The sequence below is a fragment of the Pleomorphochaeta sp. genome (assembly GCF_050031695.1).
Lineage (GTDB): Bacteria > Spirochaetota > Spirochaetia > Sphaerochaetales > Sphaerochaetaceae > Pleomorphochaeta.
In genome coordinates, this window is the sequence record NZ_JBNAIC010000016.1 from 98,433 (window position 1) to 111,348 (window position 12,916).

At 27.1% G+C, this 12,916-nt stretch carries 13 protein-coding genes and 1 tRNA gene; 11 read left to right on the forward strand and 3 right to left on the reverse strand.

Annotation, left to right across the window (positions count from 1 at the left end):
- Positions 1-30: 30 nt before the first annotated feature.
- Positions 31-1,266 carry a Gfo/Idh/MocA family protein gene (locus ACPKM0_RS03525; RefSeq protein ID WP_472473426.1) on the reverse strand — a complete coding sequence of 412 codons (1,236 nt, stop codon included), beginning with the start codon at positions 1,264-1,266 and terminating at the stop codon, positions 31-33.
- A gap of 110 nt (positions 1,267-1,376) precedes the next feature.
- On the opposite strand from ACPKM0_RS03525, the gene ACPKM0_RS03530 reads away from it, so the two are divergent.
- The 8 genes from ACPKM0_RS03530 (at position 1,377) to ACPKM0_RS03565 (ending at position 7,154) form a co-directional block, all read left to right on the forward strand.
- Entirely contained in the window at positions 1,377-2,300 is a 924-nt protein-coding gene (locus ACPKM0_RS03530) for a helix-turn-helix transcriptional regulator (RefSeq protein ID WP_472473427.1), read from the forward strand.
- 112 nt (positions 2,301-2,412) lie between these two features.
- A tRNA-Asp gene (locus tag ACPKM0_RS03535) sits at positions 2,413-2,486 on the forward strand.
- Between the two features lie 90 nt (positions 2,487-2,576).
- On the forward strand, positions 2,577-3,545 hold the full coding sequence (locus ACPKM0_RS03540) for a biotin synthase BioB (protein ID WP_472473428.1): 969 nt from the start codon (positions 2,577-2,579) through the stop codon (positions 3,543-3,545).
- A gap of 12 nt (positions 3,546-3,557) precedes the next feature.
- Positions 3,558-4,637: a tRNA 2-thiouridine(34) synthase MnmA gene (gene mnmA / locus ACPKM0_RS03545; protein ID WP_472473429.1), complete on the forward strand. Its 1,080-nt coding sequence runs from the start codon at positions 3,558-3,560 to the stop codon at positions 4,635-4,637.
- 203 nt (positions 4,638-4,840) lie between these two features.
- On the forward strand, positions 4,841-5,650 hold the full coding sequence (nagB, locus tag ACPKM0_RS03550) for a glucosamine-6-phosphate deaminase (RefSeq protein ID WP_472473430.1): 810 nt from the start codon (positions 4,841-4,843) through the stop codon (positions 5,648-5,650).
- A 126-nt stretch (positions 5,651-5,776) separates the two neighbouring features.
- Positions 5,777-6,385, forward strand: a complete 609-nt coding sequence (thrH, locus tag ACPKM0_RS03555) for a bifunctional phosphoserine phosphatase/homoserine phosphotransferase ThrH (protein WP_472473431.1) — start codon at positions 5,777-5,779, stop codon at positions 6,383-6,385.
- A gap of 6 nt (positions 6,386-6,391) precedes the next feature.
- On the forward strand, positions 6,392-6,589 hold the full coding sequence (locus tag ACPKM0_RS03560; protein ID WP_472473432.1) for a hypothetical protein: 198 nt from the start codon (positions 6,392-6,394) through the stop codon (positions 6,587-6,589).
- A gap of 199 nt (positions 6,590-6,788) precedes the next feature.
- The gene (locus ACPKM0_RS03565; RefSeq protein WP_472473433.1) at positions 6,789-7,154 is read left to right on the forward strand and encodes a TraR/DksA family transcriptional regulator; all 366 of its coding nucleotides are present in this window, start codon (positions 6,789-6,791) and stop codon (positions 7,152-7,154) included.
- A 43-nt stretch (positions 7,155-7,197) separates the two neighbouring features.
- On the opposite strand, the gene ACPKM0_RS03570 is transcribed toward ACPKM0_RS03565, so the two are convergent.
- Positions 7,198-7,845, reverse strand: coding sequence for an MBL fold metallo-hydrolase (locus tag ACPKM0_RS03570; RefSeq protein WP_472473434.1), 648 nt, complete (start codon positions 7,843-7,845; stop codon positions 7,198-7,200).
- Between the two features lie 17 nt (positions 7,846-7,862).
- Positions 7,863-8,429: a DbpA RNA binding domain-containing protein gene (locus ACPKM0_RS03575; protein ID WP_472473435.1), complete on the reverse strand. Its 567-nt coding sequence runs from the start codon at positions 8,427-8,429 to the stop codon at positions 7,863-7,865.
- Between the two features lie 258 nt (positions 8,430-8,687).
- Between ACPKM0_RS03575 and ACPKM0_RS03580 the strand changes: the two genes are divergently transcribed.
- Genes ACPKM0_RS03580 through ACPKM0_RS03590 form a run of 3 tightly spaced genes read left to right on the forward strand, consistent with a single transcriptional unit; the run spans position 8,688 to position 12,903 of the window.
- Positions 8,688-9,815, forward strand: a complete 1,128-nt coding sequence (locus ACPKM0_RS03580; protein WP_472473436.1) for a hypothetical protein — start codon at positions 8,688-8,690, stop codon at positions 9,813-9,815.
- Positions 9,802-11,988 (forward strand): endolytic transglycosylase MltG, encoded by a 2,187-nt coding sequence (gene mltG, locus ACPKM0_RS03585; RefSeq protein ID WP_472473437.1) that lies wholly within the window; start codon positions 9,802-9,804, stop codon positions 11,986-11,988. The genes ACPKM0_RS03580 and mltG overlap by 14 nt, the downstream gene beginning before the upstream one ends.
- A complete protein-coding gene (locus ACPKM0_RS03590) occupies positions 11,989-12,903 on the forward strand; it encodes a histidinol-phosphatase (protein WP_472473438.1) in 915 nt (304 codons plus the stop codon).
- Positions 12,904-12,916: the final 13 nt, after the last annotated feature.

A 12,916-nucleotide genomic window follows, 5' to 3' on the forward strand; every position in this document is an offset into this window, starting at 1 on the left:
CCTAGATAAAATGAAATTAATAAATAAATATTATAGTTTAATGTTATATCCCTTATTCATAGATTCGTGAGCAGCGAATGCCATTTTATGAGATTGTAGTGATTGATCTATTGAAGTTTTTAATTCAAAGTTATCTTTATCTTGTAAATGAGCAATTAATTCGTCCATGAATCCAATATCTCCACCACCGTGGCCAGCGTTTTTATAAGATGTATGTTTTATAGTTTTTACATCACCAGTTGAAAAATTGAATGTTTCAATTTCGTCATTTAACATATTTCCTCTGATTTGACCATTGTCCAACATAATTTTGATTGTTCTTGATGTATCAGGAGTAAAAGCACTCATAGTAAAGGCAACACTAACATTGTTTTCAAATTTTAGTGATACAACTTGATGTTCGGTCATATCATTGTCACATGCAAAAACACATCTTCCATAAGGTCCTTTATTTAATGCTTCTATAATTCCTTCATCACTTAAATCTGTTGTAATAATATTAGTAGGCCAACCCTTCTCACCAGTTAAATAAACTTTTGGTGCATAATATGGGCAAGTATTACTATGTGGACAACCATCTAAACATCTCTTTGGTGCATCTTCTGGTTTGTTATTAGCAGAAAAATACCCTTTTGATCCGTAAGAGAAGATATCAGTACAATTTGCCCCAATTAGGTATAATAAAATATCCATATCATGACAACTTTTAGCAAGAATCATAGGAGTTGAGAGCTTTTCATTTCTCCAATTTCCTCTTACAAAACTATGTGAAAAGTGAATGTTTCCAACATTTTCATTGTGTTGAATTCCAACAATATTTCCTAATTCTTTAGAATCAATAATGTTCTTTATTGATACAAAAAATGGTGTATATCTTAATACATGTGCAACTGCAACACTAACACCTTTTTCTTTAGCTTTTTTAGCTATAATTTCACATTCTTCAAAGGTTGGAGCAATAGGTTTTTCTAATAAAATATCATACCCTTTTTCAATAGCTGCTAAGGCTGGTTCAAGGTGCATTCTATCTTGTGTACAGATACATGCTAAGTCAGCAAATTTATCTTTTTTTAATATTTCCTTCCATGAAGAGTAAACATTCTCATCACTTATTTTATGATTGTTTTTAAATTGTTCTCTTCTTCCATTATCAGGTTCTGCAATTCCAATTACACACATCTTATGTGGATTATTCTTAGCATATTCTCCATATGTATATTGGCCTCTACCGCCACCACCGATTATTATAGCTTTTATGGTTTTCACTTTGTTTAACCTCAATATTTTTAATATGTTTATATTATAGAAATGGATTTTTAAATAAAAGAATATCAAAAATGACTTGTTTTTTAACAAATCCGTGCATAAAATAGAGTATGGATAGAATAATTGAACTTTATGAAAAGTATAAAGATATAAGAAACCCTTTTGATTATTATAAGGGTATAGGTGTATTATCAATGCCAATACCTAATAATGTTTTATGTTTTATAAGAGTTAATTATGGGATAACAGGACTTTCTGAAAGTATACAATCACATTATAGATATGTTTGTATATTTAACTTTAGAAAGCCTATTGAAATAATTGTTGATGGAAAACTTCAAATAGTTGATAAGGGAGAAGGATTAATTTTACTACCTTATCAATATCATAAATTTCCTATACCAGAAAATGAAAAAGATATCTTTGGTGTTTTTATAACGTTCGAAATGGAAGAAAATTCTTTCTTTGAAAATTTTAGATTAAATAATTTTAAAATTGATTCTAAAATTGTTGATTATCTTTTTGAATTTAATGATTGTTATGTATGTAAAAAGACAGGAGAAATACCTTTACAATTAAGTTTGCTATTATTCTATATTTATAAGAAATCAACATTAGTTCAAAAAGAATTGTCTATTGAAATTATGAAAAACAATTTACTTCAAAAAATAATAACAATGATACATTCTAATTTACATATTAATGTTATAGAAATTGCTGAGAATTTAGGTTATTCAGAAAATTATATTAGACGGTTTTTTAAAAAGAAGATGGGTATTACTTTAGGATCATATATTATAGAGTTAAGAATTTCTAAATCATTATTTTACCTATTTAAAAAAGAATATTTAATCTCTGAAATTGCAGAATTGTGTGGGTATGAAACTATATATTCATACAGTAGAGCTTTTAAACAAATAATGAAATGTTCTCCAAAGCAATTTAGATTAAAAGTAAATACAAAACCTGAACTGTTAAATGAATATAGAGCTAATCAAGAAATGAGAATTGCGATTAAAATGAATAATAAGTAAAATAACTATGATATATGATATATTTAAGTAAATAAAACGCATATTATTAAGAAAAATTAAAAATTCCTATTGACATTAACTAATAAATTCTATAGTTTAAGTCTTGTTATTTGGGGGCGTAGCGAAGATGGTTATCGCGTCGGCCTGTCACGCCGAAGATCGCGGGTTCGATCCCCGTCGCTCTCGAATTAAGCTCTTTACTTTTGTAGAGAGCTTTTTATATTTTTTCTCTCTATCAATCTACTAAAATTATTAAAACTATTATAGACTATCTGTATGAAAGCTGATTTTGATACAATAAAAAATTATCTAACAATGGATAGAAAAGATTTTGATAAAGAGATAAAAACTAAAGCCTTTGAAACACTAAAGATGAATGATTCAAGTGTTTATACTGGAGGCTTGTTAGCATTAACAAATGTTTGTGTTAATAATTGCCATTATTGTGGATTAAATAGGAATAATGGAAATATTAATAGATTTACTTTAGATGATGATCAAGTATTATCATCTATTAAAGCAGTTAAAGATTTGGGACTGAAGAGATTATTATTAATTGGTGGAGAAAATCCTAAAATTAAGATTGATCAGTATCTTAAATATATTGAAGCTGCAAAAAAGAATGATTTAGAAATTAACTTAGCAATGGGTGTTTTTTCTAAAAGAGAATATAAGATACTAAAAGATGCTGGTCTTGATTACTATACTATAAAGTTTGAAGTATCTAATCCTAAAGTTTTTAATGAATGCAATCCTGATATTTTATTTGAAGATAGGATGAAGGCTATTAGAGAAGTTAAAGAAGTTGGATTAAAACTTGGAACTGGAAGCATAGTTGGACTTAAGAATCAGAGTCTTGATGATATGGTTAATGATATTTTATTAACTAAAGAGCTAGAAGCAGATTGGGCACCAATTGTTCCATTTATTCCAGCTCCAAATTCAATAATGGGAGATGATACTCCTTTTGGTAATGTTGATATACTTCTTAGAAGTATTTCACTAATTAGATTGTTATTACCTAATAGTCAAATTACAGCAGGGCAACCAACTCAGGATTCTAAGATTGGGTTCGGCGATGAAAAAGGTAATATAGATGCGATGGCACATGGTGCTAATAAATTATTTGTTGAAGTAACTCCTTTAGCTTTGCAAAAAGATTTTGAAATAACAGAAGGGAGAAAACTTTTAAAGTTAGAGAAAATCGATAGGATGATAAATAGTTTAAGTTTGAAAAGAATATAGAAAGGATATGATATGAAAGTATTAGTTGGTATGAGTGGAGGAATTGATTCTTCTGTAACAGCATATTTATTAAAAAATGCTGGATATGATGTTAAAGCTATTACAATGTTATTAGGACAAGGAAATTCTGAATTAAAAGATGCAAAAAAAACAAATTATTGTTTTGCTCCAAATAAAGATGAAGAAATAAAAAAAGTAAAAGAAATCTGTGAAAAATTAGAAATAGAATCTATTATCTTAGATTTATCAAAAGATTTTAGTGATACAGTTTTACAAAACTTTAAAGATGAATATTTAAGTGGACGAACTCCAAATCCATGTGTTTGGTGTAATTCTAAAATTAAATTTAAGGCTATGTTAGATGAAGCTAGAAATAGTGGAATTGAATTTGATAAATTTGCAACAGGTCACTATGCTAGAATTATAGAGAAAAATGGTAGATTCTGTTTGTATCGTGGAAAAGATTTGAAAAAAGATCAGTCCTATTTTTTATATAGATTAACACAGGAACAACTATCTCAAATTATTTTTCCTCTTGGGGAATTAAATAAAGATGAAGTTAGAGCTATTGATGTTGAATTAGGTTTCCACAAAGAAGAACAAACTGAAAGTCAAGATTTCTATGATGGTGATTATACTGAGTTATTAAATGTTGAATCAAAAGTTGGAAATATTGTTGATAAAGATGGAAATATCTTAGGTAAACATAAAGGTTTATTTAATTATACTATTGGTCAGAGAAAAGGCTTAGGTATTGCAGCTGAGAGGCCATTATATGTTCTTGAATTAGATACTGTTAGAAATGAAGTCGTTGTAGGATTTCAAGAAGCAACATATAATAATGTAGTTGAAGCAAAAGATATAGTTTGGGGTTCTAGAACTGAACTTAATAAAGAAAAACTTCAAGCAAAGATTAGAAGTACCGGCTATCCATCCTCTGTAATTGCCTCTTCTTATTTGAATGAAAATGGGGAAATGGTATTGAGATGTGAATTTGAAGAGAAGATTCAAGCAGCAACACTTGGTCAATCTTTAGTAATATATGATGGCGATGAAATTGTTGCAGGTGGTATTATTTCTAATACGATCTAAGTAATAAATAAAACGTATATATTTATAAAAAGTACCTCTTAAGTAAAATTATTTATATGATTTTAACTTTAGAGGTATTTCTATCTTTAAAAGTGTAAAGTTTATACAATAATACAATAAATTAATATTATGTGTTATTTATTGTTGTTTCTTTTTTTTCTTTGTGTTTAAATATTTTTACACTGATATTAGGAGAAAAATAGATGAGAGTTATAATTGAAGAAAATTATAATGATATATCATTATGGGCTGCAAGATATATTGCAAAAAGTATTAATCAATATAATCCAAGTGAAAATAATCCTTTTGTTTTAGGACTTCCAACAGGTTCAACACCATTAGCTACATATAAAGAATTAATTAGATTATATAATCAAGGATATGTTTCTTTTAAGAATGTTGTTACTTTTAATATGGATGAATATGTGAATCTAGATGAAAATCATCCACAAAGTTATCATTATTTTATGTGGTCTAATTTCTTTTCTTATGTCGATATTAAAAAAGAAAATGTTAATATTTTAAACGGTATGGCAAAAGACCTAGATAAAGAATGTTTAAGATACGAAGAAAAGATTGCAAGTTATGGTGGAATTGATTTATTTTTAGGTGGTATTGGTTGTGATGGACATATCGCTTTTAATGAACCATTCTCTTCTCTTTCTTCTAGAACAAGAGTTAAATCTTTAACTCATGATACAATTGTAGTAAATAGTAGATTCTTTGATAATGATATTTCTAAAGTTCCAACTACAGCATTAACAGTGGGCGTAGAAACAATTACAAGTGCAAAAACAGTAATTATATTAGTTAGTGGCCATTCTAAAGCTGAAGCTTTAAAATTAAGTGTTGAAGGCGCTGTTTCACATACATGTACAGCAAGTGCTCTTCAAATGCATAAAAATGCTATTTTTGTTGTAGATGAAAATTCATGTGGTCAATTAAAAGTAGATACTTATAAATATTTTAAAGAAATAGAAAAAGATAATTTAGATTCTAATACTCTTTTATAAGAGAGATGAAATAATTAAAAAAAACCTTATTTTATTTGATAATAGAATTTACGTAAAATTATGTACTTGAATTATATTTTTTTTATTGCTATTAATTATAGAAATAGTAAAAAAAAGGAAATATATATGAACATTGTATGTCTTGATTTAGAAGGGGTATTAGTACCAGAAATTTGGATTGCTTTTAGTAAGGAAACAGGAATTGAGAAGTTAAAGTTAACAACTCGTGATGAACCAGATTATGATAAATTGATGAAATATAGATTAGATATTTTAAAAGAACATAATCTTAAACTACAAGATATTCAAAAAACTATTTCCTCTGTTAAAGTACTTGATGGAGCAAAAGAGTTCTTAGATGAACTTAGAAGTTTAACTCAAGTTGTTATTTTAAGTGATACTTTTAGTGAATTTGCAGCTCCTCTTATGAAGCAATTAGGTTATCCAACTATTTTCTGTAATAGTTTAGAAGTTTCTGCTGATGGTGAAATCTTAGATTATAAATTAAGAATGCCTGATGGAAAAAGAAAAGCAATAGAAGCTTTTAAAAATATTAATTACAAAACCTTTGCAGCTGGAGATTCATACAATGATTTATCTATGATACGTAAAGCTGATGCAGGTTGTTTGTTTAAAGCACCAAAATCTATTTTAGAAGAAGAAAAAGATTTAGTATTAACTACAAATTACGCTGATTTCTTAGTTGAAATCAAAAAGTTTTTGAATAATAATTAATTAGATATGAAGAAGCATGAGAGAAAAATTATAATATCATTAATCGTATTAGTAATTTCAATAATTATTGGATTTGCACTACTTTCTATTGTGTATAATGGAAATGTATTATATGAAGCTATTGTAGCTTTAGTTGTTATTTTTGTTCTAATTGTGCTTTTAGTGATAATTAAAAACTTTTATAAAAATTTTAAAAATTATTAGTATAAAAACAAAGTATTGGTAATTTTTGTGTAAAATTTATTTTTTTGTTATATTACACTATACATAAGTATAGTGTAATTTCTTGTCTTTTTATGAATTAGCTTATTTTTTTTAAAAATCTTATTGACTAGAATTTGTTTTTTTAGCATGTTTGCATTAACAAAATAAAACGTTGTGACAGAGCGATATAGGAGGCATTATGACTCGTGAATTTATTGATGAGATGAAAGATGCACTAAAAGCTGAAAAAGTTGAATTGTTGGAAAAACTTGTTAAAAAGGATTCTGATTTTAAGGATCTCGTTGGGTCAAAAACTATAAATGATAGTATTGATTCAGTAACTGAAGAACTTGCGTTTAGAAAATTACAATTAAATGCAACTCATGATTTTACAAAATTGGAAGCAATTAATAATGCTTTATCTAGAATACATAATAAACAATATGGGTATTGTATTGTATGTGGGAAAGAAATTCCTGAAAACAGACTTAGAGCAATCCCGTATGCTGTAGTATGTGTAGATTGTAAAAATGCAGAAGAAAAAAAGACACGTATAAGACACTAAAATAAAAGCAAAAGGTTCACATTAAATGTGAACCTTTTTATTGTTAAAGAAATGGATTATGTCTTTCTTGTTTAATTGAAGTTTGAGGACCATGGCCAGGTAGAACGATTGTTTCATCATCAAGCTCCATTAGCTTATTTAATGATGTAATAAGTTGATTATAATCACCACCATATAAATCCCATCTGCCAATACTGTTTGCAAAAAGTGTATCACCAGAGAAAAGTATATTATTTTCACTGCTATAATAGCAAACACCTCCTGGAGTGTGACCTGGGGTAGAAATAACTTTAAATTTGCAATCGCATAAAAATTCACCATCTTTTAATAAATAGTCTGCTTCTGGCAAAGAATTAATTTCTTTTTCAAAACTCTGCAGGAAAGTTAAGTCGAAGCAATGCTCATTAATAAAATCTTTACCTTTTTTACCAAGGTAATTTAAATCATTTTCGCCAACAAAAATCTCAAGTGAAGGATATTTTTCAACTAATTTAGGTAAGCCCATGATATGATCCCAATGTCCATGAGTTAATAATACTGAAACTGGTTGAACATTTCTTTTTTCTAAAAGTTCAATAATTTTATCAGCATCTGCACCTGGATCAATAATCCAAGCACTTTTTGTTTCTTCATTTCCATAAATGTAACAATTAGTTTGGTAAGGTCCTACTACTAAATTATCAATAAACATCTGACATTTTCCTAAGATTATTTTTTTTTGGAATAAGTAATTGTTGCAGTTCTACCTTTAATATCAAGGCCGTTTAGAACTTCAATTGCTTTTTCGCAATTCTTTTCATCCATTGTGATAAATGAGTACTTATCATGTACTTTAATACTGTAAATATCGCTTCTAGTAATTTCTAATTTGTCTTGAAGCAGTTGAGAAAGTTCTTTTGTATATAACTTTTTCATTTTTCCAACGTTAAGGTAAAGTGTTTTTGCACCTTTTGGGAAAGTTTTTACAGGTTTTTCTTTTTTTTGCTCTACATTAGCAGATTTCATAGGTTTTTTATCATTAAAATCTGTAATTGTTTTTTTAGCTTTTCTGTTTCTTTGACCTCTATTTTGTGGTTTGTCATTTTTAGTAAGTTCTCTTAATAAATAAGCCATAAAATAACCACGTAAGCGCCATGGAACATTCTTTTTGATTAGTTTTCTTAGGGATTCTAATTCTTCAGGTTTTGGATCTGTTTCAGTTTTGCCTGCAAGTAATTTAATTTTCCCGATAAGTACATCCTGTTCGTTAGGGGTGCTCTTGTTTCTATCATCCATGAGCAAATCTCCTTAAAGCTATAAACTACACTCAATGAGTTTTAGTGTAGCTCCTTTTTGGTTGTTATATTTATAATATAACTACATAATTAAACTAAGGCTAGTAAAAGGAAACTACCTTAGCGCCAAGGATACCTTGCGGTCACACTCGGGTAAAAATTGATAAACTAATAAAAGTCCTGCAATATCAATTGCTTTTGAGCATATAAAAGAATTAATATCTTTGTCAAGGAAACAATTATTTGTTATATTATTGTTATGGCATATAGTTGTAGTGAAAAGATAGAAATAATAAAGAAAGAAATAGCATCAGAAACAAAGCTTTTAAACCAATTATATAAAAATCTAGGTGAAAATGTAGCTTTTTATGTTAAAGATCAAGCTTTTTCTTTTTGTGTAACTGAACTTGCAAATTATGAAATTTCTAAAAATAAATATTCTAAAATATTACTAAAGAAAAATTCTCTAAAAAGTAAAGTTGAAGTTATTAATGAAAATAGAAGTGAGATTTTTTCATTACGTGATGAGTTGTTAGTAAAAAAAGAAGAAGAGAGTAAAGAATTATCTCGTTTTGGTGCAGCAATTTATGAAGCCTATGTTAATAAACAGCTAGATCAAGAGCTTGTTGAGAAATTAGATACAATATTTAATCAGATTCATAGAAAGATGAGTAATATTGCAAAGAAGAGAGATTCTACTACTATTATTTTATTAACTGCTCTTTATGAAAAGCAATTAGATAGTATGCAAAAATCTTTATTAAATTTATTTATAGAGAGTGCTAATTTTATATTAAAAGAAAATTTAGAAGATAAGCTAGTACTTAAAAATAAAGATAAATATTTAAATAATTTAAAAGTTGTAACAATTCAAAGAAAGGCTATTGAAGAAAATATAAAAACTTATGAAAAACAAATAGAAGAAATCCAAACAGAAGATATAGAATCACCAAATAGAAAATTAGAAGAGATGAAGAGTGAAATTAACACATTATTCGAAGCTCAAACTAATTCGGCAATACTCTTAGGAAAAGAATTATATAAAGTTCTTCCTGATGAAATAACTTCTAAAGAGATTGGGAAAAAAGCAATCTCTTTAATTGATGATATTACCATCAAGTTTGCTTTAATAGATAGCCTTGAAGAAGATATAGAAAAACTAAACAATGAAATCTTTATTTCCGAATTATCAGCACAAATTGCCCATGAGAGAAAAAAAATAAAGCAATTAAATCAAGAAATAAATAATTGTAATTCGCAAATTTGTAAAATTGAGGATATAATAAAGAAAAAGAGAGATAAAATAATAGAATTGAAAGAAGCTGGAACTTTTGAAAAATCAACTATAGATTTAATACTTAAAGGTGAAGATAATGAAAGAAACTGAAAATAATAATAATGTAAAAAAGATGGAATCTTCATCAAAAGAATCATTAGTAAATGAAAGAGCTAGAGAAAGAATAGAAGGCTCTGTTAAAAAAAGAGCTAAAAAGCCAATAACTAAAGTTGATACCAAAGCTAAAAAAAATATAAAAAAAAGTGAAGATAATTCATATATAGATGTACCATCTAGGAAATCTGTTAGAGGTATCCCTAGTGCAAAACTTGATGTTTTTAACACATCTACTAAAGATACAACAAAATCTACCCCCTCAAATAAAACAAAAAGTTCTACTTCTACTGAAAAGAAAGCTGTAAAAAAAGATGTTAAAACAACTTCTACAGAAAAAAAGGCAAAAGATTCTATTACAAGTAAAAAAAGTGATAAAACTTCTATTTCAAATAAAAATACTTCTAATAAAAAAAGTAGTTTATCAACATCAAAGAAAACAGATTTAAATTTAAAAGGTACTACATCTTCAATTACAAAAAAAGCTTCTACTTCAAAAGATAAGAAATCTATTGATTCTGTATCCTCTAGAAAAGTAAATAAAAAAGATGAGAAAAGACCTTTATATAGAGAAAAAACAAGGCCTACAAAACGTCCTGTCAATCAAAATGCAAAACAAAATTCTTCAAAAACAATTAGTAAAGTAAAAAGCACTAAATCAACTGCTTATATTAATAATAAAGATAAAGAGACAAAGAAAAGTAATACTGATAAAAAAAAAACACTCTCTACTACTACTAATAATAAAAAGACAAAGGGCTCTATATCAAAAAGTTCTCAAGCAAAGAAAAAAGGTAATAAATCTAAAAATAGTGATTCATTAAATAAGATTATAGAATTAATGAATTCTAAACAATCTAGTACTGATAAAGCTTTAGAAGCAAGTATGTCAATAAAAAAGAAAAGGCAGAGAAGATTAACTAATGCTCAGTTAAATGAAAGGGCTCAAATCAATAAAGAGAAAAAATCTTTGATGTACAAAATCTTGAATTATAGAATTAATGCAAGGTTTAATTTTAGATTTATTTACTTAATTTTATTAATAATTGTTTTAGCTTTGTTTATAGCAGTTAATTTCTTCTTTTTTGATTTTAACCTATTTGTAGATAATGCTAAAATAACTTTATCAAATGAGCTTAAGAGAGAAATAGTTCAACCGATCCATGAGGATTATATTGAGCCAGAGTTTATTTTTGTTGGTGAAAATTTAGAAGATATAAGTGCTCTTCAAATAAGTGAAAATAAAAATAATAATATAAATGAAGTAAACCATATAATTAATATTGAAAATGAAGAGTTAAATGATAATTATATTAAAATAATCATTGATAACGGTTTAAGTGCAACACAAATTGCATCATTACTTGAAGAAAATGGTGTTTGTGATAAAGAAGAGTTTTTAAATTATGTAGTTGAAAATGGTTATGATACAAAACTTAGAAGTGGTGTTTATATAATAGATAAAAACAGTAGTATTGAAGATATTGTAAATTCAATAATTGAAATAGATCAAACTATTCTTACGTTTTATCCAGCTTCAACAATAGATCAAATAGATCAAATGCTTACAAGTAGAAATTTAATTGATAGTGGCGATTTTTATGATGCCTGTGTTAATGTTTGTGCTCAAAAAGGTTTTGATTTTGTAGAAGGGTGGTTTACTCCTGCAACTTATAAGATAACAAATGATTTTGATGTGAATTTATTAGCACTAACCATGGTTGACAATACTCTTTCAACACTATCTCCTTATGTAAATGATATCGCACGAATGGGCTATAGTATTAATGATATTGTTATAATAGCATCTTTAATTCAAGCAGAAACTCAGAATGTAGAGCAGATGCCGATTATATCAAGTGTTATTCATAATAGATTAGAAAAAGATATGCCACTTGGAATAGATGCTACAACAAGGTATGAGATGGGAAACTGGACTTCTAAGTTAACAAGTGAAGATTTTGAAGAATTAACACCTTATAATACTAGAAGAGTAAAAGGACTTCCTCCTAGTGGAATTTGCTTAAGTTCTAAAGAAGCTCTTATCAGTGCTATCTTTCCTAAAGATACCAATTATTTGTATTATATACATAATCAAGCAGGACAATTAATCCCTGCATTAACATATGAAGAACATCTTAATAATATTGAAGAGAGAGATAATAGTTAAATGAATTATTCTAAATATAATTTGCACACCCACTCCTTTTATTGTGGACATGGAAAAGGCGAATTGAGTGAATATGTAAGAGAGGCAAAATCTAATAATATAGAATTATTAGGTTTTAGTGAGCATTGTCCTGTAAAAGAGAATAGATGGCGTCGTAGTAGAATGGCCTATGAAACTCTCGAAACTTATATAGAAGATGTAAATAATATAAAAAAAATAGAAAATGAAATAATTAATGATAATGGAGAAACTAAAAAACAAGTTGATATTGACAACTTGTTTTCTTTAGGCCAAAAAAGAGAAGCTAAACAAAATAAAAGTATTAAAATACTAAGTGGTTTTGAATGTGACTATTTCCCTTCTTACCATAATTATTTAGAGGATTTACTTGAAAAATGTGATTATTTAATTTTTGGTGTTCACTATTTAGAATTACCAATTGATAGAGATTTTCCAATCCATCATCATACATTAAATAATAAAGCCCTCAATGCGTATACAAATCAATATATTAAATCGATAGAGAGTGGATTATTTTCTTTTGCAGCACATCCTGATTTATTTTTCTTACAATATTTTAAATGGGATAATCAAGCAAAAGCAATTAGTAAAGAGATAATTGAGGCTGCAATTTATTATGATATACCATTAGAAGTAAATGGAAATGGAATAATTAAAAATAAAGTAAAAGGTTTTTATAATGATATGAGAGCTCCTTACCCTGTTAAAGAGTTTTGGCAACTAGCTAGTACTTATGATAAACTTAAAATAGTAACTAATGCAGATGCTCATTCCCCTTATAATTTAGAAAAATCATATAAATTATGTAATGATTTTGCTAAAGAGTTAAATATAGATTATAAAAAAGCCAATATTGAAAATATTGATAAAAACAAAAAAATAGATTTTGTATAAAATAGGTGAAAAT